The following is a 20,679-nucleotide window of genomic DNA, read 5'->3' as shown; positions in this document are numbered from 1 at the left end:
CGTGCTAAAACCTGTCTTATTCCACCGAAGACAGTAAGAAAGGTATTAGGTTGGCGCGTGCTGATATGCGCCAACACGGACAACGAAATCGCCTCAGCCCCGGCACACGGCCTCAGCTATTTCAGTAATGGCATGGTGAAGTGACTTGGCCGAGGACCGAGGGCCAAGGGCGGAGAAGGACGTTCCGGTCTCGTGGCACCACAGGTAGCAACCGATGTGGTGGATCGAGCATCGGGTTGCGGCACCGGATTGCATGGTTCGGATATCAACATTGCAAAGCCGTTCAAACAGATCGCAGGCGGCCGGGCCGGTAATGTCAAACCGGCACCAGCCGTCGGTTTGTTCGACAACCGAAGCAGTGTTTCCGACAGCGGCCTTGACCTCAACTTCCAGCATCTCGTGGCTTGCGTGATCGGCGTCGATCATCCAACTGTCCGGACCAATCCAGAATGCCGAAAAGGCCGATATCGCCACCGATTGGCCGGGCGCAGGCAGAGCCGCACCTATCAACTCATTTGCCTTGGTGACACACGCTGCCTCATGCCCTTGACGTGCGGTCAGTGACGCCAGCGCCCGCGAGGTGTTTTCCGTGATCGTCAAGCCGGGAAAGCCGTCTGATCGGGGCTCGGCACCTCCAAGCGGTGTGAGCGGTTTCAGTTTATGCACGCTGACGTCCTCCATCGGGATCGACAAAATGGGCGCTGACCACCTCGACCTTCACTTCGCTGCCCTCCAGGGGGTTGACCAGACGCAGAACCTCGCCCATCCGATCTGCACCGTTTTTCAGGAACCCGATGCCGATCGAACTGTGCAGGACCGGTGAATAGGCGGCCGAAGTGACATAGCCCTGGTCGTGGGCCGCATCGACCGGACCATCACTGGTCATCAAATGGCCCCCTGCGACCACGGGGTCGCCGGCATCCACCGGTTTGAAGCCCACCAGACGCAGAGCGTCTTCCTCGTTCAGCCCAGCGCGCTCGCTCAGGGTGTTGCCGATGCAGTCCTTCTTTTTACTGACCATCCGGCCCATACCAAGGTTCAGCGCCGTGGTAGTGCCGTTCAGCTCATTGCCGGTGGCATGCCCCTTTTCGATCCGCATGACGCCCAAGGCTTCTGTGCCATAGGGTACCACACCGAATTCCTCTCCCGCCTCCATCAGCGCGCGGATCATCGCATCGCCATAGCGTGTGGGCACGGCGATTTCATAGGCCAGCTCGCCGCTGAAAGAGATACGGAACAAACGCGCCCGGCAACCGCCGCAAACGGTGATCTCGGCACAGGCCATGAACGGGAACGCTTCGTTCGATAGATCGAAACCCGGATCGACAATCTTTTCCAGCAACTTGCGGGAATTCGGCCCGGCCACGGCATACTGGGCCCAGGCCTCGGTGGTCGAGATCAACTGCACGTCCAGATCGGGCCACAGACATTGCCGCGCAAACTCCATCTGGCGGTAAACCAGAACGGCGTTGGCGGTGGTTGTCGTGACCACAAAGTGGTCGTCGGCCAGTCGCGCAGCGGTGCCGTCGTCATAGGCGATGCCGTCTTCACGCAGCATCAGACCATAGCGCACCTTGCCAACCGGCAGTTTCGCGAACCCGTTGGCATAGATCCTGTTCAGGAACTCCGCCGCGTCCGTTCCCTGCACGTCGATCTTGCCCAGCGTGGTAACATCGCAGACACCAACCGATTTGCGGGTCTGCAGAACCTCACGGTCCACCGATTGCCGCCAGTGCATCTCACCCTTTTGCGGGAACCATTGTGCCCGCAGCCAATCGCCGACTTCGGTGAACACCGCGCCTTGTTCCGTTGCCCATTTGTGGCTGGGCGTCTCTCGGGTCGGATGGAAATGTTTGCCGACCGACCGGCCAGCCAGAGCACCCATCGCAACCGGCGTATAGGGCGGGCGGAAAATGGTGGTGCCGGTCTCCGGGATCGACTTTCCTGTCATCTCGGCCATTACCGCCAGGCCACCCATATTCGACGTCTTGCCCTGATCGGTAGCCATACCCAACGTGGTATAGCGTTTCAGATGTTCGACCGAGACATAGTTCTCCTGATGCGCCAGTTTGACGTCCTTGACGGTCACATCGTTCTGCTGGTCGATCCAGGCGCGGCCCTTGCCCTCTTTCACATACCAGAAGGGTTGCAGGTTCACCGGTGCGTCCTCGGCCTGCGGTATATCCCCGACCTGCGCCGCAATCCCGAGGCCCGACAGTGCTGCCGCCGCCCCTTCTGCGCCGGATTTCAGCGCGCCGTGGGTCGACATCAAGCCAGCCGCGGCCCCGGCGACCGTCATTCCGACCGGTAACACGTCACCCGGAACAAACGCTGCAAGACCCTCGTTCCATTGCGGACGCCCGCGCTGATGACAGGTCAGGTGCACATTGGGGTTCCAACCGCCTGAAACAGCCAGACCACCGCATATGATATCGCGGGTGAACCCCTTCGCCGTACGGACCGTCACCGACCCCAGACCCAGTCTGCCCTTGCTGTTGATCACCTGCGCACCGGCGAACAGTTCCGTCCCTTCGATGGCGGGTGCGTCGGCCCGCGTGTCGATCACGGCGGTGACATGTACACCTTTGGATATCAGGTCGGCAGCCGTGCGATGACCGTCATCGTTGTTGGTAAACACCGCCATGTGTTCGTGCGGTGTCACTGCCCAGCGATTGGCATAGGCCCGGGTTGCCCCGGCCAGCATCACGCCGGGGCGATCATTGTTGGCAAATGCGATGGGCCGCTCGGTTGCGCCGGCACATAACAGCGCCCGTTTCGAATAAATCCGCCACATGATCTGCCGGGGCTGCCCGACACCGGGCGTCAGTACGTGATCGGCCACCCGCTCGACAGCGCCATAGGTGCCATGATCGAAAGCCCCGATCACGGTGGTGCGCGACAGCAGGCGTACATTGTCCATCGCCGACAGTTCTGCCACGGCCTGCGCTGCCCAGTCCGATCCGGCCATTCCGCCGACCTCGTAACTTTCGGCGTTAAGGCGCCCGCCCAGAACAAAATCCTCGTCCGCCAGAATGACCCGAGCACCTGCTCGGCCAGCTGTCAGCGCGGCCATCAGGCCCGCCGGACCGGCCCCGATCACCAGCAGATCGCAATGCAGAAAGCCCTTGTCGTATACATCAGGGTCGTCCTGTCCGGACACGCTGCCCAAACCGGCCGCGCGCCGGATCGCCGGTTCATAGAGCTTTTCCCAGAACGCCTTCGGCCACATGAATGTCTTGTAATAAAAGCCTGCGGTCAGGAAGTTGCTGAACATGTCATTGACCGACAACACATCCCGCTTCAGCGACGGCCAGCGGTTTTGCGATTTTGCCTCGAGCCCGTCAAAAAGCTCGGCCACGGTGGCGCGGGTGTTGGGCTCCTGCCGCGCGCCCGAGCGGAGTTCGACCAGCGCGTTGGGCTCTTCGGATCCGGACGTCAGCGGCCCGCGTGGACGGTGATACTTGAACGACCGACCCATCAGCCGCACGCCATTGGCCAGCAGGGCCGAGGCCAGTGTGTCGCCAGGGTGACCCTGATATCTTTTACCGTCAAAGCTGAAGCTCAGGGGTTGGGTCTGATCGACAAGCCCACCATTCAACCGGTTGGTCTGTACACTCATTTGCTGCGCCCCCTTGCCCGGGCCACATCACGGGCCAGTTCGACGGATGTGATCTCATGCGTCAAGGTGTTGCGCGTCACCACCAACCAGGACCGGTCGCCTTGCTCGTGATACCACAACTCACGATGCTCTCCGGCCGGGTTGTCGCGCAGATAGAGATAGTCGTGAAAGGCGTCAGCAACATTTTCGGCCTGCCAGTCGGGGCGGTCGATCAGGGCAGCGTCGCCGAGATAGACAAACTCCTGCGCATCGCGGGGCCCAAGAAGCGGATGGTTGATAATCAAGGCATTGGCTCCTGTCGCATTTTCGAACCGCGGAACCGGTTACCGGTTTTGCAGAAAATGCTCATGTCTTCTTCAGTGCAGGTTGGGCTGCGCGCCCACCCCCTTCTCATCGATCATGTGGCCGGTGCGGAACCGGTCCAGGCGATAGGCGGTCGCGACATCATGCGGCCGGTCTGTGGACAGCAGATGCGCAAAGCACCAGCCCGAGGCCGGGGTCGCCTTGAACCCGCCGTAACACCAGCCGCCGTTGAAATAGAGCCCATCAATATGTGTCCGGTCGATGAACGGAGACCCATCCATCGACATGTCCATAACGCCGCCCCAGGCGCGCAGCAGACGCACCCGGCCTAGCGCCGGTATCAGCGCCACGCCGCTTTCCACAACATCCTCGATCACCGGCAGGTTCCCCCGCTGGGCATAAGTGTTGTACATGTCGATATCGCCACCAAAGACCAGTCCACCTTTGTCGGACTGGCTGCAATAGAAGTGGCCCGCGCCAAAGGTGATCACACCGTCAATCACCGGCTTCAGCCCTTCGGACACAAACGCCTGCAACACATGGCTTTCGATTGGCAGGCGCATCCCCGCCTTTTCCATCACGCGGCCTGAAGACCCGGCCACAGCCACGCCAACTTTCTTGGCCCCGATGAACCCACGCGAGGTCTCGACCCCCAGAACCTTGCCGTTCTCGATGCGAAAGCCAGTGACCTCGCAGTTCTGGATGATGTCCACGCCACGCTGATCCGCGCCACGCGCATAGCCCCAGGCCACCGCGTCGTGGCGCACCGTGCCGCCGCGCCGGTGCAGAAGGCCGCCCTTGATCGGAAAGCGGCCGTTGTCGAAGTTCAGAAATGGATACATCGCCCTGACACCCGCTGTATCCAGCAGTTCAGCGTCCGAGCCGTTCAGGATCATCGCATTGCCCCGGCGCCGTGCCGCATCGCGCTGCGCATCCGTATGCACAAGATTAAGAATGCCGCGCTGGCTGACCATGGCGTTGAAATTGAAATCCTGCTCCAGCCCTTCCCAAAGCTTCAGGGAAAACTCGTAGAACGGCTCGTTACCGTCCAGCAGGTAGTTCGAACGAATGATCGTCGTGTTCCGCCCGACATTTCCACCGCCGATCCAGCCTTTCTCCAGAACCGCAATCCGCGCCTCGCCGAACTCTTTAGCCAGATAGTAGGCTGTGGCCAGACCGTGGCCGCCGCCGCCTACGACAACAATATCGTATTGGCCCTGAGGTTCAGGGTCGCGCCACGCCGGTTCCCAGCCCTTGTGCCCGGTTAGAGCCTCTTTGATGACCCGAAAGCCGGAATATCGCATGCTTTGCCTCGTTCTCGTTTGGAACGCCGTCTGGCGTTCCGCTTGGCCATACTCATCGAATCTAAGACCAACACATGTCATTCCGCGACATTGTTTTTCGTTTTCGGGTCAAAATTCAGAGAAGTCGGTTAGGAGACTTGACCTCCCGAGTATTCTAAATCGAGTGCTCGAACACAAGAAGCGGGCAATCGCACATGCGTCGTCAAGATGCTTGGTTCCATTCCGATCTGCAGATCTTAGCGCCAGAAACTGCGTTCGCTGATGTTCGACCTGTGTTTCGGCGCGGTTCGCAGCAGCCGGGGAACATGAGCGTTTTTGAGAAGGGCGGGAGCTGTGGTATGATTTCACAATAAGACAAAGGATTTAGACATGTTTGAAGGTTTAAACCCCATAATTGCCTTCCGAATGTCCGAACGATTGCTGCTGACCGCAATAGTCATTGTCGTCGCTCTGGTTGTTCTTGTCGGATTCTGGAAAACCGTTCAAAAAATTACGGTGACTGACAGTGGCCCGCTGGGTGTTGCCGGGTCAATGGCCCTGTCCACACCGGTTTTCGCGCTGTTGGCGGTGATACTGTACGCGTGGGTCAGTCTTTCGCATCCCATTTCCTATTCCGACGCGGCACCGCAGAGCGCTGCGGAAGAACAAGTTGCCGAAGCATCAGGCAGCGCCCCCAGCAGTTTCACAGGATCTCTGAGCCAGCAGTCCCATCAAGTCGCGGCGTCCGAGATCGACGCCTATGCGCGCCAGCAGGCCCGCCATCAGATCTGGACCCTGAACTGCCTTGCGGATTCGACAACCGTTCGCCCTTCGGCGCAGAGCGACCTGATCGGCATCAAGCTGGCGTTGATGAAACAGGTCTGGCAGGACGATTGGGGCAATCCGGTGCAATTCGAACGCTGGGCGCAAAATCCATCAGAAGGCGTTCGCCCTTCCGATGCGGCGCTTGAGGTATTTGAAGGCAGGCACACGGGATGTTGAGGCTGGTTATTCTCATCTACGTCCTTATGACCGGCAGTCTTGCGGCCGAAGTCGTCTACAGTCCCGCCGATCTTCAGCGCGTTCGCGACCGCGCAATTCCCACGATTCAATCCGTCATGTGGCAGGACATCGTGCCACGCCTGCCTGATCAGTTTCGAGACCGCGCCAGTGACGTGCAGCTGTTTTTCCCGGAACGCGGACCGGGGCCCATGTCATTCTATGCGTCACCCGCAAATGGCGAAATCTACATGCCATTGACCTCGTTACGGTTTTTCGATGATATCGCGACGCTTCACGCCTGGTTTGAATCCCAGGACTGCCCGACGGAATACATTCAGACCTACCTCGCAGGACTTCTACGGGCGGGCGAGGATCTGCCGGCCCCGCTTGTCGCTTTTGGTCTGGATCGTGACCGGCTCTTTGCCGACAACTACACCTATGACCTGAGCGGCAAGATTTATTCTTCGGCAATTCAGTTCATTCTGGTTCATGAACTGGGGCATGTTCTGCTGGATCATCAGGCCGGTGTTGAAGGCGCAGAAAGCCGTCAACAGGAAGCCGAAGCCGACAGTTTCGCACTGGATCATTTCGCACGGTTGGGTGGAAACCCCATGGGAATATTCTGGTACTATCAGGCCGCATGGTGGCACGACCCGGCCAGTGACCGTGGAAGGCGCGAAAACACCCATCCGGTTTCAGCGGAACGCATCCGGTCGATGGCGAACCGGTTGATCGAGAACCCGGGCGATTTCGCCCATGGCGAGGCCAACCCCGATCGTGAAGCGGGCTTTGTCCGGCAGCTTGGCGTCATGACGTCCGCATTTGCCGATCTGATTGACGATGACACTTTTCTGACCTGGATGGCTCCGGCGATGTTCAACGACTATCCGCTGTCCAATCTGCGTCAGGCCTGCCCCCACCAATAGGTTCGGATCAAAACCTTGCCAGACAGCACAAATCCCGTTTGCGTTACTCGTATTTCGCGGGCGATGTTCGATCCCGGAACCTGCATCATCGCCACGTCGATATTATCGTTTTGAATATCCTTGCGAAAACAGATCTGATGGTGGCACACGTAGGATATGAAAATAACGTTCAAACAAATCGATGCGTTCCGGACAGTGATTTCAACCGGAACTGTGACCGAAGCCGCCGAGGTGTTGGGGATTTCGCAGCCTGCGGTCAGCCGGCTTGTCTCGGATCTGGAATCCGAAGTTGGATTTAGCCTTTTTCAGCGCTCTGGTAGGGCGCTTGTTCCGACAGAAGAGGCGCGGCTACTGGTAAACGAAGTCCGCCAGGCCGTCAGCGGCATGGAACATATCAAGCAATCTGCGACGGCGATCCGCCATTTCGGCCACGCACGCCTCAGCCTGGTTACGACCCCGTCATTTGCGTCACAATTGGCTCCCGATCTTATCAAGGAATTTTCGGAAACCTGCCCCGAAGCGATGGCGCGCATGGAATTCGAAGCCAATGACGACACTGTCGAGTGGCTGGTGTCGCAGAACTATGATTTCGGCATCAAGACAAGCCCGCCGTCAAACCCGTCCTTTGAAAGCCTGAAGCTGTATGACGACGATGTTTGTTGCGTGCTGCCCAAAGGTCATCCGCTTGCGGCCAAGGAAGCCATCAAAGCCCGCGATCTGCAGGACGAAAGCTTTATCTCATACATGGGACTGTCCCGCTTTCGCTTTGAAGTGGATCGGTTTTTTGAGGCCAATTCTGTTACGCGACGAATGAAATACGAAGCCCGGACAACGGACGGGATCTGCCGTCTGGTCGCGCGCGGCCTGGGCGTATCCATTGTCGGATCGTCCAGAGATTACCTGAAAACGATGCCCGGGTGCATTGCCCTGCCCTTTTCGGCGCCGCTTAGCTTTCAGGCCATCCTGTTCTGGTCCAAAAACGAGCCTTTGTCGGCGGTGGCAAAGATCTTCCTGGACCTTGCCCGCCAGAAGGCAAACTCAGCCTAGATCATGCTGCAATTGGCGGCGACATGGTCAGGTTGCGGAAATGATGACATTTCAGAAGGCGGTCAAGGCTCGGACCGCCTGAAAAACACAATAAAACGCATGCCTCGTCCGACATCAGGGTTTCAACCAACCTGGTCTCCAAGGCAAACACCCGGCCAAAGCTTGTTCGATAAGGCGCTCATCGACAGTGCCGCTAACAGACGACCTTCATTCAAACGTCTCCGATCCGTCCGGTTCGATGTGGGCGGCCTTGTTCATTTGCTGACGAAAGACTGCCAGTTCCTGATACATTCGCCGCCGCGCCCGGCTTTGGTTGCCTAGCGGGCGGTGGTCGGCCAGCGAATGCCAGGGATTGATCCGCAAGTTCCGCGCAAAAGACATCTGGGCCGGAGTATCAAATTCCTGCTGCGGGATATGAATACGCGCGACGGGTATCCAGGGCGATTTGTCCTCGGGCCACAGCACCGAAGCATCCTCGACCGGCATCAGGTGCGGGTCGGTCTGGATCTGGACCAGCATCTCAAATTCGGCTGGACCTGCGCGCAGGGCGCGGGACATGTTGTCCCGTAAGTAGTTCGGCGGCACGCGCCCGAACGGAACGCCGGGGATGGTCATCGGCACATCGGTCAATGGTTTGTAAGAGTACAGCATTGCCTGCCCTTCGCCCAAAAGGTACGGCACGCAACTGAAGTAGCGCTGGCCCAGCGGATTGTACTGGGTCTCGTTCCACAGACCCTGCATCAGGAAGTCGATCAGGTGTGAATCCTTAGGGTTCAGGAAATACCAGATCGGCTCGTCAATAGTGCTCCAGTATTGCAGTTTGGCATTCTCGCGCACGTCCGGCGTCACGAATGTCGGCGTGACGACTGCGGGCCAGTCCTGCGTGAATTTCTCCTCCTCCATCAGCTTCGGCCCCGGCACGTCCATCAGCTTGACTGACATCGACCCGAACCCGACATCCCGAATGTCTTCAGGCACATCCGGGCCGGGCCCGGCAAAGCGAATATAGGCCGGATAGCTTCGTTCGGTTGCAAATACGCCTTTACGCAGGTGTTCGGGCAAATCGGGATTCACCGTAAAGGTTGCGCGTACCAGCCCGTGTGTTTTGGTATTGCCACCGCGTTCGTAGGCACCGGGTTGAAAATGCAGGTTCATCTGCTCGCGCATCTCGTCGATGATTGTCTGCAGCGCGTCCTCTTCCCAGTCGAATATCTTCTCCTCGGCCAGGCCAAGCCCAAGGTTCGGACGCTTGCGGTTCTTGAGACGCTGAAGAAAGCGCGCCGCAGGTGCACGCACCAGGCGGTTTAGCTGCGGGCGGAAAAATGGCTCCAACCTGCGTTCGAAGTGCAGCCCGATCTGAAGTAGTGAATGCAGAAAACGGCGGATGAAAAGAAGGATAGCGCGCATGAGGATCTCCTATTCCTTCTGTTCTGCGAGCAAGCGTAACGCGCGCAAGCCGGGCAGGAAGAAATAGCCGCCACCCCTGACGGTTACGAATTGCGGCAGGTGGTCCAACCGCTCGGCGATACCGGTTGCACGCTGGATACTGAAACTGTCTGATGCCACGCCGCCGACGGGCTCGCGGCTTCCGACAATCGGGTCCGCCTCACCGTGCAAACCATCAAAGGAAGGTGAAGACATCCAGGCGTTCTGCACAAATTCGAACTGGCGCGTGATATCGGCGCAAAGGCAGACAAAATGCAGCCCCCTTGCCTCTTGATCGGCCCCTTCGCCTGACAGCGCCTGTTCAGGCGAAAGCGGCGGCCCGTAGGCGCGCCCGCGACGGACAAGCCGGTGAAAGCGCGTCGACGCAACCAGATCATGCCGTCCCGGCAACTTGTCCCGCCTGCGGCGGAACCCAAGCGTGCTGATGATCCAGGCCCATCGGCTGGTGACACCGGGTGGCTGATCACCGGTTCTCGGATTGGCCCGCCTGATATGGGCGCCGACCGGGCAGACCACGCCATCGATGTCATCCTCGTAGGTGAAATTGTTTCCCTCACGCCCGCCCTCGATCTCGCGCCTGCCCTTTATCAGGGGTGTGCCGTCCCGTGCGCGACCCACCATCGCCGTTGCCAGCGCTTCGCGGTGCGCGGCGTCGCCATGCGCCACCGAGTCGAGATGTCGCCAGAACCCCGGCACGTCCTGTTCAAGCTGGCGCATGACCAGATAGCTGCCATTGTGTCCAAAGCCGTTGTCCCCCGAGGCCGCGCCGGAATGCGCCGTTGATCCATCTTCGGCGGTGATCAGCAGACCGGAGGAGACTTCCTTGTATTCATTGACATGGCCCAGAACGACCTCGCCGGGTGCGATAAGATTGGAATACGTCTCTCGACCATGCTTGGGTGGGGGGCATCTCCAGTCCCAATCCACTTTCGGCTCGCTGATGCCATCGGCAAAACCGAAAGGCTCGATGCCGTCATTCAGGCGCGTCGGCAGTTCTTGGATGATGTCGAATGCATCGTGAAATGCGCGTTCAAGAATTGTCGACTTGAAAGGGCCGAGCCCGCCCTCGCGTGCATAGAGCATCAGCAGCACATGGACTTTACCGCCTTCCCACATCCAGTTTTCCGGCGCGTTTCCACCGGAATCGCCAAGCCTTCGGATGCGGCTGTCTTCACCTGCCATCCCGGCCAGAAATGGTTGCGAAAACCGCGCCAGAATCTCGTCCGGCAAACCAAGTGCGCGCAATCCGCCAGCCGTGAACGCAACCTGAAGCGCGACCTCGGGCGGGGTATCCAACCACTCGGCCGACGTTATGGTTGCGGTTGCCAGCCAATCCCGGGCGGTCCGAGCATCCGAAACGGTCAGCAGCAGAAACTCGGCCTCGGGCAGCTTGCCATGACCAAACCGGATCAAGCCCTGCATGTCCGCGAAATCGACCGGTGTGGTCTGGATATCCCTGTTTTTGCTCATATCTTGGCCAGCCATTTGCGCAGCGCGCGAAGCCCGGACGGCCGCCGTTCCAGCCCGGCGCGTATTTGCGAGTGCCTGTCGAGATCAACCGCCGTCAGACCGGGATAGGCTTTGTACCAGACCAGGGTGGCTTGCTGGCGGTTCCGCAGGAAGCGTTTGAACTTGTGCTCCTGCTCGGCCCCATCCTTGATCAGAAACCGCGTACTGGGATAACCCACACCGTTCGAAAACACGAGGTTGAGCCCCCAGGCAACTTTGTTGACGAAATCGTCCATGTAGCTTTCCAATGCGCCATCGTAATTGCTGCAGAACATCACACGGCGCTTGTCATCGAAATAGACCCAACGCGCGAAATGGATTGTCTGAACGCGGGTGAGGTAGCCACGCGAGAAGATGTGCCTTGCTGCGTAATTCAACAGATACAGCGCAACCGTTGTCACCGCGCGCCGGAATCCACCGGGCTTGAGATCGCCAACCGCCGAAAAGGGGTTGGTGACGTCGTGGTCTTCATAAGTGCCCATCGCAGCGATATGCGTGTCATCCGGGCGCGGCAGGATTTCGGGATCCGAACGCTCAAGTCGGCGCAGGCGCCAGATCAGTAGCGGCGAGGCCAGCAGAACGAGCGGCGATATCGCCAAGAGCGCCAACGGCACACCGATTTTTTCGGTCCAGTCGATGATAACCCGCCGTAACGAAGGTGACCGCCTCGGCGTCAGGCGCAGGCGTCCTTCGCGCCGTTCGGCCGAGACAAATTCCTGCAACCGCTCGTGCAGCAGGATGGCATCTTTTTCTCCATGGGCCTCAATAAGCGCGTGCAATTCCGATTTCAGCGCCTGCGCTAGCGCGGCTTCCTCGTGAATCTGCCGCACCGTGCGACCGCGCGTGTTTACGTAATTGGCGGCCTCGACCACATTGTGCCGGGCCATCCAATCACGCAGGTCCGTACCTTCACGGAAGTCCCCGCAATGCGAAAAGATGCGACGCAACCCTTCGCCCGCGTGATTTGCCATCTCAACCAGAAAGCTGTCCCGGTCTCCGTCCATATCGCCCAGAAACGCCAGATGCGGCGGGAAGGCGCGCGCTTCGACGCCATAAGCTTCAATGTCCCGCCATGTGTCGACTTGCGGAAGAAATAACCGCGCGACGTGCAAACGATCGAAATCCGCGAAGGGCACGATCGGGTTCTTGGGATCCGCAAGCCCTGGTTTAAGCACCATCTCGGACAGCAGTGCGCGCAAATCCTCGATGCGTCCCTCCGCAATGGGGGCCAAAATCAGGAAGGTGCTCTGCTGTGTCATGGCGGGGCCAGTCTACCAGATTTAGGACGATACCGCGTCAGCATTGAAATCCAGCGCGAAGTCGATCAGGCGATTGTCGTCCCAATAGACCTTGCCCAGATAGAGGCCTGGACCGATGGCCCGGATTTCGTCGCGAATCCATTGTGCGAGAAGCGATGTGTCGGAATAGTCCAGCACGATGCATTCCTTTCCATCGAGCCAGCTCTTGTCCTTGTAAACCTTGGCCAGAATGGCGTTAAGCCCAAACGGCAGGATCCGATTGCGCAGCACCCCTTTCGACTGGTCGAAGACTTTGCCCTGCCAGGCAAAACTGTTGATAAAGCGCGAGATCAGCGGTGTGAATTTCGTGCCCGGGGCCACGATGGCGGTTCCTTCGGCTTCGCCGTCGGGAATGTCCCCGGCCGGTACGCTGGAAAACAGTTCGTCCAGTTCTTCCTGACTCATATCCATGAGCGACTCGATGCTATGTGCCATAATGGCCCCCTTTCTAGACAGTGACGTGTTTTGCATCCTCCAGAATGTCCTGAGCGGCTTTTTCGCCGACCATGTAAACAGAGGATGCGATGAAGAACCCCGGAATGCGCGGAAAGACCGAGGCGTCAGCTACCCGCAGCCCCTTTGTACCATGTACGCGCAGGCGGCTGTCCAACACGCCGCTGTCGGGCGGCCCGATGGCGCAACTGCACGACGCGTGATGCCCCCAACACTCGTCACTTACAAACTGGGCGATTTCCGTATCCGTTTTGACATCCGGGCCGGGAATTTCCTCGGCCTCGATCTGGCCGTTGCGGCGCAGCGGCTCGGTCAGGTTGCGAACAAATTTCACCCCTTCGACAACCGCTTGCAGGTCGTCGTCGCCGCCTTGCTTAAAGTAGTTGAACTCGATGAGGGGCCGGTCGCGCGGATCAGCCGAGGCCAGCCGCACGCGCCCCGTCGCATTTGCTGTATGGGCCTTCAGGACGGCCCAGCTCAGATGGTTGCGGCTGCGCGCCAGATCAGCAGCATAGCCGGGGTAGTAGCCAGCGAACCGCCCTAACAATGCCATGCAGAACAAATCAGGCAGCTTCTTGTCCGGGCTCGAACGCCGAATAACGCCCAGCGCCGCTCCGTTGGTTGAATACAGACCCTTACCGGTGTCCTGCCATTCCCGCCATAGCGGATCACCGGATTCATAACGGCAGTCGGTCAAGCTTTCCCAGCAATCCACCGCCATGCGGTTTACGACGGCAACTTCGTAGCGATCCTGCAGGTTGCGACCAACGCCGTCCAGCGCTACGCGTTGCGGAATACCCGCCCGCGCCAGTTCGTCGGCCGGACCAATTCCCGACAGCATCAGCAATTGCGGAGTGTTGAAGGCGCCACCCGCAAGAATAATTTCGTGTTTAGCCTGCGCGCGCCGTCGAATTCCCTGACTGTCGCTTGGGGTGGCATGCGCACGATAAAGCCGCTCTCCCTTGAGGTATTCGACCCCGGTCGCGCGGTTCTGATCATCAAACAGAACCCGGGTCGCCAGTGCGTCCAGCTCGACCGTCAGACAATCCGGATAACGCCGTGCGGTTTCGAGCACCCGCTCTCGTGTGCCGATACGCCGTCCGTTTTGCGTGGTAAGCGGCGTGTAAACCAGGCCCTCGGCATTGTCGTCGATCCGGTCAAGGTCATTTGGATCTGCCGCACTCTTGAGCTGCCAGCGCAGGTGCCGCCATACCTTGTCTCGATCACCCAGCATTTCGCGAACGGATGCACGCAGCATGTCCATGATGTCGTCATCGCGCAGGGCCGCACGCGGGATCGCCTTTTCCGTCGAAAGCCAACCGCGATAGCCGTGGCCGGTCCGGTCGATGCCAATTGCATTCAACGCCTTTTGCATCGGGCGATGGCGGCAGTTTTCGATCCGGCGGAAAATCTGATGCATCGCTTTCGGCGACCAACCGGCGTCGCCGGTAAGCTTCTCGATGTGGCGCCAGTCATCGTGATGCGGGTAAAGGAATATCATTGCGTTATGTGCCGTGCAGCCGCCCAGCGTACCCGCCCGTGGGTACAGTACGCCATCCGGCCCCGCCTTTGGATCGCGCGCCTGGAGGGCCGGGTCGGCATAGTGGCTGACATGAAAGTCCCAGCGCAGTGCTTCATTCTCGGTGGCGAAGGGATGAAATGCCGGCACGTCATAGTCATCGGGCAACCGGTTTTCCGCGCCCAATTCCCGCACTCCGCCTTGTGCGGAACGGGGATCGCCACCTGCCTCCAGAAGAAGCACGCGCATTCCCGCTTCGGCCAGTCGGGCCGCAACCGTGCCGCCGCCCGCGCCCGAGCCGACGACGACATAGTCATAAATGGGCGCGTCCACGCTCATACCTCAGAAACGTTTGAGGTAGGCGATCAGATCCTCCTTCTGCGGATCCGTCAGCCGGGTTCCGAAATAATGACCACGATTGACGACGAAGTCGGGGCATTTGCTGAGTTCGAGAAGCGGTTCGACCAGATCAGCGAACATGGCCCGCACCTGAGTATTGCTGGCATTGTCGGGCAAATCCTTCAGGTTCCGCTTGATCATGATGACAAGCCGGGCGAGCCTGAAATCATGTTCGATCCGTTCCAACAAGTCGGCGTTGTCGAGCCGTATGTTGAGATTGGCAAGCAGGTTGATCGGTGTCCCCGCGGGGATCGGGCCCAGTTCGATGTCGCCGTTTTCGCTGAAAAGCCAGGGCAGTTCGTCCCGGAAGGGTTCGAACAGGCGCACCAGGAAGTCGGGCTGGAAACCACGCGGGATCATCAGGTAGCTTTGCTCGGTCGTGCGATCGATTAGCCCGGGCACCTTGTCGCCCAGTTCACTGTCACGCAGCCGGCGTTCTGGCCACAGCATCTTGCGAATACCATCGTCGAAGGTGCGCATCCTGGCTGCGACCGACGGGTCGGGTTCATAATAGCCCACCGTGTTGTTCAACAGATACGGCGCCGTCGACCAGAGACTGATCAGCGAAGGTACACGCGTGTAACCACGGCCGCCTGCAGGCATTTCGTACATGTAGGGTTCGCCGGTCACCGGATGGTGCACCTCGATCTCGCCGACCGACGGCAGCGCCTTGTAGGTCGAAGACGAAAAATTGTCCCAGATGTTACCCTCGATGGCGTTTGTCGCCAGCGGGCTGCAGGCGTTTGTCTCAAGTAGCGTGACCGGAATCCGCATCTCATTAGACAGATAGTTATTTTCCAGAAAATCGTCGGCATTGACGATTTCGGTCATCTCTGCCTTGAATTGATCCGTCTTGGTTAGCTCCCAGTAGTTCGACCAGCACTGCAGGTATCCCGGCCCCGAACATCCGCCTGGCATGGCCGCAAAGGCCGTTTCGGGCAACTTGGAGGAATGGCAGCGGGCGCAGTTTTCGGCAAACAGCGTCTTGCCCCGGTTCACCGTCTCGTCATCTTCGGTCAGGTGCTCTGCCCCGCCCGGCGCGTCAGCCAGGTAGTCCGGACGTCCGGCCTTGAGGAAATAGAGCGCAGTCAGCGGAGACTGCAGTTCCGTCGCGCGCCAATAGGCCGAATTCTTCTGCGCGGTTTCAATCTCGATGGGCGTGATCGTGCGGCCTCCGACAATCGGGTTGAAGTGCCGCGTCCATTCTTCACTGAAAAGACCGATATTGAGATAAACCCGGTTTAGCGCCCCAAGCGCGCCAACCGAATCCGCGCCGTCCTTCAGGACGCGCGGGCTGAAGCTGATATCGGGCGGCTCAAAAAGCTGTGTCAGCGGACCCTGATCCACGAAATCCTGAAACTGCATGTTGTCGCGCTCGCCCCCGGTCAGGCGTTCCTCGCCCAACCTTTCGGCTATGCGCAGTCGTTCCTCCAGCAGGTAGATCGCGTTCATTGTCCGCGGGTTGTTGATGTAATCAGGCGACACCAGCGACGTATCAAGCGATCCGGGCCGCGCCGTGTGAATCAACTGAACCATGTACTGCCGGTCGTCCGGCTTCCACGCGAACACCCTGTCGAACCAGAAATACTGGGCGCCCACCGTCGCGTTGAGATTGCGCATCTCGGGGTTTTCGGGGTCCTCTGGCGGGTCGATCGGGCTTGGACCGACATGGCAGAAGGCGCAAGACATGCCAACGCGATAAGGCCGGACCAGATCCTTGTCGAAATAGTAATCGGGGTCGTTGTAGAAACGCTCGGGATCCCAACGCCGCTCAGCGCGTTCGTCGAAATCCGGGTTGGGGAATAACCGAAGACCCAGAACGCCGGTTGGTTCACCGTAATATGAGCCGACAGGCATGTTGCGGCCCCGCGCACCGATTTCAACGCCCGGATATTTTTCGGCGTTGTCAAATGGGTCGGCTGCGCAATCGTCACGCCGTTTGTCCAGCCAGAGCCCATAGCGTTCGGGATCCGGGCCAGTCGCCTGATCGAAACACGGTTCGTTTATCAGACCCAGATATTCGAACCGATTGGCGCGTTGCGCTGGCAGATCAGGATGCGAAGACAGGGTCTTGAGAAGATCAAATTGACCGAACGTGTCGCGCGTCAGGCGATCCCAAAGCAAATCGTTGCCGCCGGTCCAGACCATCCACATGTTGCGACCCTTGATTTCATCCGGGCCAAGCGGAATGCCGTTGTCAATCTCGGCGAAATAGTCCTCATCCGCAGGCGGAAAAGACGTCTCGTCTCGCCCGACCAGCATTGCCTCGTCAAGCGGGCCTGAAAAAAGCTGCGCCAGGGCGGCAACGGGCAGAAATGCGACCGGAAAAGTCAGCGAAATAATGCGACAAAACATCAGGCAAACTCCAATCTTCAGCTAGAAATTGGCATCAACCTCTCAGTTGGTACTGTCATATCAGTGTTGGTCCGAATCGAATTTATTGCAACCATGAAGGGAAAGCCGGGTATTTGCGCCTGGATCGAAGGGCCGAATTTTGCGGCTGAAGCGTTTTGGTGACCAGTTTCTGGCACCGTATGACAGTGTGCTCCGGTCGTCTGGCCAGCAAACCGGATGAGGATTTTAATGTTTTATTTCAAAGTTTTAATGACATGATAATTATTCACCGATGAGCCTACTGCCTCCTTCCGGCCACCGGTGCGCGAGGGAATTGATTAGTCCGAAGGTGCGTTATGGATGACCATGAAAAAACAAAGACGGCGGCGGGCCTTCCTGAAGGGCGCAAACCGCGCACAGGACCGAACAAGCGGCTCATTGTGTTCGCTGACGGTACAGGCAACGCATTCGGTGGTCAGGCATCGAACATCTGGCGGCTTTATGAGGCCATCGACAAACGCGGGCTTAGTCCCCTGAAGTCCAGCCCGCAACTGGCGCGCTATATCCCGGGTGTCGGAACGTCATCGATTGGACTGGTGCGCTTGTTTGACGGTGCCACGGGGCTGGGCGTGCCGGGCAACGTGCAAAAGCTGTATCGATTCCTGTGCTGGAACTGGGAACCCGGTGACGAAATCTGGATGTTCGGCTTCAGCCGCGGCGCTTTTACCGTGCGTACGCTGGCTGGACTTATCAGCTCCCAAGGGTTGATGCCCCGGGAAGTCGACGGGACCACCGTTTCCGTCGCGGAAATGCATCGCAACTCGAAAGGCGCGTGGCGTGCCTACAGACGGCAGACCGCACCATTTCGCGATCCTCGCACAGGAAAAGTTCGCATGAGCCCGACCGTCTCGATCGGGCGCTTCATCCGGGATGCTTGTGTGTGGGCAAAACGGACCATCAGCAGACAGAAGAAACATGTCCAGGTGACAGAGATTCTGCAAACCGAGCAACCAGAACGTTGCGCCGGTCAGATCAAAATCAGGTTCCTGGGCCTGTTTGATACGGTCGAAGCTTATGGAGTGCCGCTGGAAGAGCTGCGCGCGGTGTTCGATTTCTGGATTTGGCCCATCAGTTTTCGCAACCGTGTGTGCAGCCCGGTCGTAGAACATGTCTGCCACGCCCTGTCTCTGGATGATGAGAGACGCACCTATCACCCGCTGCGATTTGATCAGACTCCACAACTCGATCTCAAGGGCTCAGGTAATCAGAAGGACGGGCCAAGGATCATGGAGGTTTGGTTTGCCGGTGTCCACGCCGACATTGGTGGCGGATATCCCGACGATGAAGCTTCGCTTGAGCCGCTGATCTGGATGATTGAGGAAGCCAGAAAGGATGGCCTGATCTTCATTGACGAAAAGGTCCACGAACTTGACAGCCGGCGCTCGAAAAACGCGTTGATTCACGATTCACGCAGCGGATTGAAATCGGCCTACCGCTACACGCCCCGACCCGTTGAAAGTGGTGAGGCATTTGGTGGCAAGCCTGTCGTGCACAGCTCGGTCGTCCAAAAGATCCTGACTGGCCGCGATGGCTATGCGCCAGTGATGATGAACGACGATTTCCAGCCGCACGATCAACCACAACAGGTTTCACTGCACCACAACGCGGAAGTTGCCGAGCAGGTCAAGGCACTGGTCTTGTGGCGCAGGATCGCAAACATCTCGTTCATCAGCCTGCTTTTGTTCGCATTGGTCCTGCCATGGGCGGGCGAGCCCGTCCGGGCCATGTTGCAGCCCGGCCGACCGCCGGTCGGGTCAGATGGCGTCGTGCTGCCCGACGCTATTTCGTCCGTCGCACCCGGCATCGTTCAGCCCTGGATACAGTCCCTGTGGAAGCATCCAGTGCTTTCGATACCTCTCATCGTGGCAATTGTGGCGCTGTTTCTGTCCGGCGCGGCGCTTCGGGACCGGATAAAGGATACCGCCCGTCAGGCCTGGACCTCGGATCGCAAAACCAATCTGCAAAAACCGACAGACCGGTTTCTAGTTCGAACGGGCAATTTGCTGCAGTCCAGCCGAATACTGAATGCGGCTTATGCATTTCTGGGCCCCAAGCTGGTGCAGGTCGTCTTGGCTGTGTTGATCTTGCTCGGCGTGTTCAAGCTTGTGCATGTTTTTAGCCTGATGTTCACCACCGTCAGCGGCAGTCTGTGCCCAGACACTGGCCCCGGACACGTGATCGAACCGGGAAGCACTTTTGTTCTGCAAGATGAGTTCTCTCCCCAATCTGTCTGCTGGCCGACTGGTGTCGATCTTGTCAAAGGGCAAACATACTGGATCAGGCTCGAGGAAACCGATCCATTCACCGACAAAGGCGCACGCGTTCCGATGTCCGGGTTCCAGACCAACAAACGGGTGTATGTACTGGGCAGCCTGATACGACGGTCGAGCGCAAACTGGTTTCAACCGGTCGCGCAAATCGGGGCGAAGGGCCAATCGATTTTGCCGCTGTTCGACTATACAGACAAAACCACGGCGTTCATTTCATGCTTTGATGACATGGCCGCCGAAGACGGACGCAAATGCGATCCGGTTGATGCACCCAAGGCGATGACGACGCGCATCCGGGCAGAGAGAAGCGGACCGCTGTATCTGTACGTGAACGACGCGATCATCTGGCCCTTTGACGGTTTCTATGCAAACAACGGTGGCTCCGCCCGTGTCAGCATCCTTGCAGAGAAACCGCCGCTATAACTCGTGATGCAGCGGAACTGTTTCAAAGCTCTGACCGTCAACATGCGCTCCCTCCGCTTTTGCAGAAGTGCAGCAATCAAGACTGTCGCCTAGTGCCTGGGTGCAGTGCAATCTGCCGCGAAAGGCAAAGCCCCAACTGAGTTACCCAGAACCCATTGCCTTTACAAACTGGTTCTGGCACCAGCCCGACAATTATGACGGAAACGAGCATTTCGGAAGATTTCGCCAGTTTTCAGACCAGCCCGGGATCAAATGGGATGATGCCCGGCATGTCTCGACCGCGCGAGGGTATCTGGTCGAATTCGAAGGTTCCTCGATCCAGAAGTGAATAGTTGGAGTTTTTCAGCAGAAACCGGTTTTCTGTCTCAGGGAACTTTGACGGCATGCACCGAATTTCGAGATCGTCGTAGCACACAGAAATGCGCTCCAGAAGCCCAACCATTGGGGCGACTTCAGTTCTGCTACCGCGCCCGTCTTTGAGACCTCAGGCGCGACTTCGCTCGGGAAACGGACGGATGGTTCTCACGGCTGACTTGCCAGTTCTCCCTCTCAACGAAGATCAACAGGCAACACGTCGCATTGTGCGTTCGCATTGGAGTTTCTGGGTCCAGGTCAGATTGCAGAAGAAGAAAAAGTTGAGCACTGATCGGCGGCAGTCGATTCTACATCACACAAACGCAACTTTTTGCATTAGGCTGTCTGGAGGTTTCCAGCCTTTAGCTCTGACTTTTTTCGACTGATCCGGGCCGCTGTCACAAGACTGTAGCCAATACCTTGCAGAAGACCTT

15 protein-coding genes are annotated in these 20,679 nt (G+C 58.5%); 4 read left to right on the top strand and 11 right to left on the bottom strand.

The window, feature by feature from the left end; all coding sequences use genetic code 11:
- Positions 1-93 precede the first annotated feature (93 nt).
- The 4 genes from ACR1XU_RS15355 to ACR1XU_RS15340 all read right to left on the bottom strand — a co-directional run bounded on the left by ACR1XU_RS15355 (position 94) and on the right by ACR1XU_RS15340 (position 5,226).
- Complete coding sequence (locus tag ACR1XU_RS15355) at positions 94-666, bottom strand: sarcosine oxidase subunit gamma (protein ID WP_480909016.1); 573 nt, start codon at positions 664-666, stop codon at positions 94-96.
- Entirely contained in the window at positions 659-3,619 is a 2,961-nt protein-coding gene (locus ACR1XU_RS15350) for a sarcosine oxidase subunit alpha family protein (protein WP_480909015.1), read from the bottom strand. The genes ACR1XU_RS15355 and ACR1XU_RS15350 overlap by 8 nt, the downstream gene beginning before the upstream one ends.
- Positions 3,616-3,903 carry a sarcosine oxidase subunit delta gene (locus ACR1XU_RS15345; protein ID WP_480909014.1) on the bottom strand — a complete coding sequence of 96 codons (288 nt, stop codon included), beginning with the start codon at positions 3,901-3,903 and terminating at the stop codon, positions 3,616-3,618. The genes ACR1XU_RS15350 and ACR1XU_RS15345 overlap by 4 nt, the downstream gene beginning before the upstream one ends.
- Before the next feature lie 72 nt (positions 3,904-3,975).
- The gene (locus tag ACR1XU_RS15340; protein WP_170611663.1) at positions 3,976-5,226 is read right to left on the bottom strand and encodes a sarcosine oxidase subunit beta family protein; all 1,251 of its coding nucleotides are present in this window, start codon (positions 5,224-5,226) and stop codon (positions 3,976-3,978) included.
- 369 nt (positions 5,227-5,595) lie between these two features.
- On the opposite strand from ACR1XU_RS15340, the gene ACR1XU_RS15335 reads away from it, so the two are divergent.
- The 3 genes from ACR1XU_RS15335 (at position 5,596) to ACR1XU_RS15325 (ending at position 8,180) form a co-directional block, all read left to right on the top strand.
- On the top strand, positions 5,596-6,207 hold the full coding sequence (locus ACR1XU_RS15335; RefSeq protein ID WP_480909013.1) for a hypothetical protein: 612 nt from the start codon (positions 5,596-5,598) through the stop codon (positions 6,205-6,207).
- On the top strand, positions 6,201-7,133 hold the full coding sequence (locus tag ACR1XU_RS15330) for a M48 family metalloprotease (RefSeq protein WP_170806763.1): 933 nt from the start codon (positions 6,201-6,203) through the stop codon (positions 7,131-7,133). Before ACR1XU_RS15335 ends, ACR1XU_RS15330 begins: the two co-directional genes overlap by 7 nt.
- Before the next feature lie 156 nt (positions 7,134-7,289).
- A complete protein-coding gene (locus ACR1XU_RS15325) occupies positions 7,290-8,180 on the top strand; it encodes a LysR substrate-binding domain-containing protein (protein ID WP_480909012.1) in 891 nt (296 codons plus the stop codon).
- A 207-nt stretch (positions 8,181-8,387) separates the two neighbouring features.
- On the opposite strand, the gene ACR1XU_RS15320 is transcribed toward ACR1XU_RS15325, so the two are convergent.
- From ACR1XU_RS15320 to ACR1XU_RS15295, 6 genes are read right to left on the bottom strand one after another with little or no spacing between them, the layout of a single operon-like run.
- Positions 8,388-9,587, bottom strand: coding sequence for a catalase family protein (locus ACR1XU_RS15320; protein ID WP_480909011.1), 1,200 nt, complete (start codon positions 9,585-9,587; stop codon positions 8,388-8,390).
- Positions 9,588-9,596: 9 nt separating this feature from the next.
- Complete coding sequence (locus ACR1XU_RS15315; protein ID WP_480915626.1) at positions 9,597-11,096, bottom strand: Dyp-type peroxidase; 1,500 nt, start codon at positions 11,094-11,096, stop codon at positions 9,597-9,599.
- Positions 11,093-12,394, bottom strand: coding sequence for a hypothetical protein (locus ACR1XU_RS15310; RefSeq protein ID WP_480909415.1), 1,302 nt, complete (start codon positions 12,392-12,394; stop codon positions 11,093-11,095). Before ACR1XU_RS15310 ends, ACR1XU_RS15315 begins: the two co-directional genes overlap by 4 nt.
- Before the next feature lie 21 nt (positions 12,395-12,415).
- Positions 12,416-12,868 (bottom strand): hypothetical protein, encoded by a 453-nt coding sequence (locus ACR1XU_RS15305; protein WP_480909418.1) that lies wholly within the window; start codon positions 12,866-12,868, stop codon positions 12,416-12,418.
- A 13-nt stretch (positions 12,869-12,881) separates the two neighbouring features.
- The gene (locus ACR1XU_RS15300; RefSeq protein ID WP_480909421.1) at positions 12,882-14,738 is read right to left on the bottom strand and encodes a GMC family oxidoreductase; all 1,857 of its coding nucleotides are present in this window, start codon (positions 14,736-14,738) and stop codon (positions 12,882-12,884) included.
- A 9-nt stretch (positions 14,739-14,747) separates the two neighbouring features.
- Positions 14,748-17,159, bottom strand: coding sequence for a hypothetical protein (locus ACR1XU_RS15295; protein ID WP_170611647.1), 2,412 nt, complete (start codon positions 17,157-17,159; stop codon positions 14,748-14,750).
- 335 nt (positions 17,160-17,494) lie between these two features.
- Between ACR1XU_RS15295 and ACR1XU_RS15290 the strand changes: the two genes are divergently transcribed.
- The gene (locus ACR1XU_RS15290; protein ID WP_480909423.1) at positions 17,495-19,891 is read left to right on the top strand and encodes a DUF2235 domain-containing protein; all 2,397 of its coding nucleotides are present in this window, start codon (positions 17,495-17,497) and stop codon (positions 19,889-19,891) included.
- Positions 19,892-20,123: 232 nt separating this feature from the next.
- Here ACR1XU_RS15290 and ACR1XU_RS15285 read toward each other — a convergent pair whose 3' ends face one another.
- On the bottom strand, positions 20,124-20,333 hold the full coding sequence (locus ACR1XU_RS15285; protein ID WP_480909425.1) for a hypothetical protein: 210 nt from the start codon (positions 20,331-20,333) through the stop codon (positions 20,124-20,126).
- Positions 20,334-20,679 lie beyond the last annotated feature (346 nt).

The organism is Ruegeria sp. D1(2025) (assembly GCF_056536425.1).
The sequence above is the reverse complement of the archived record's forward strand: the minus strand, read 5'-3'. Positions and strand labels throughout refer to the sequence as shown.

Excerpts from the sequence above, each read along its gene's own strand:
- ACR1XU_RS15335 (WP_480909013.1), top strand. The coding sequence starts at position 5,596 with ATGTTTGAAGGTTTAAACCCCATAATTGCCTTCCGAATGTCCGAACGA.
- ACR1XU_RS15315 (WP_480915626.1), bottom strand. The coding sequence starts at position 11,096 with ATGAGCAAAAACAGGGATATCCAGACCACACCGGTCGATTTCGCGGAC.
- ACR1XU_RS15290 (WP_480909423.1), top strand. The coding sequence starts at position 17,495 with ATGGATGACCATGAAAAAACAAAGACGGCGGCGGGCCTTCCTGAAGGG.
- ACR1XU_RS15330 (WP_170806763.1), top strand. The coding sequence starts at position 6,201 with ATGTTGAGGCTGGTTATTCTCATCTACGTCCTTATGACCGGCAGTCTT.
- ACR1XU_RS15325 (WP_480909012.1), top strand. The coding sequence starts at position 7,290 with ATGAAAATAACGTTCAAACAAATCGATGCGTTCCGGACAGTGATTTCA.
- ACR1XU_RS15350 (WP_480909015.1), bottom strand. The coding sequence starts at position 3,619 with ATGAGTGTACAGACCAACCGGTTGAATGGTGGGCTTGTCGATCAGACC.
- ACR1XU_RS15285 (WP_480909425.1), bottom strand. The coding sequence starts at position 20,333 with ATGGTTGGGCTTCTGGAGCGCATTTCTGTGTGCTACGACGATCTCGAA.
- ACR1XU_RS15295 (WP_170611647.1), bottom strand. The coding sequence starts at position 17,159 with ATGTTTTGTCGCATTATTTCGCTGACTTTTCCGGTCGCATTTCTGCCC.
- ACR1XU_RS15310 (WP_480909415.1), bottom strand. The coding sequence starts at position 12,394 with ATGACACAGCAGAGCACCTTCCTGATTTTGGCCCCCATTGCGGAGGGA.
- ACR1XU_RS15340 (WP_170611663.1), bottom strand. The coding sequence starts at position 5,226 with ATGCGATATTCCGGCTTTCGGGTCATCAAAGAGGCTCTAACCGGGCAC.
- ACR1XU_RS15305 (WP_480909418.1), bottom strand. The coding sequence starts at position 12,868 with ATGGCACATAGCATCGAGTCGCTCATGGATATGAGTCAGGAAGAACTG.
- ACR1XU_RS15320 (WP_480909011.1), bottom strand. The coding sequence starts at position 9,587 with ATGCGCGCTATCCTTCTTTTCATCCGCCGTTTTCTGCATTCACTACTT.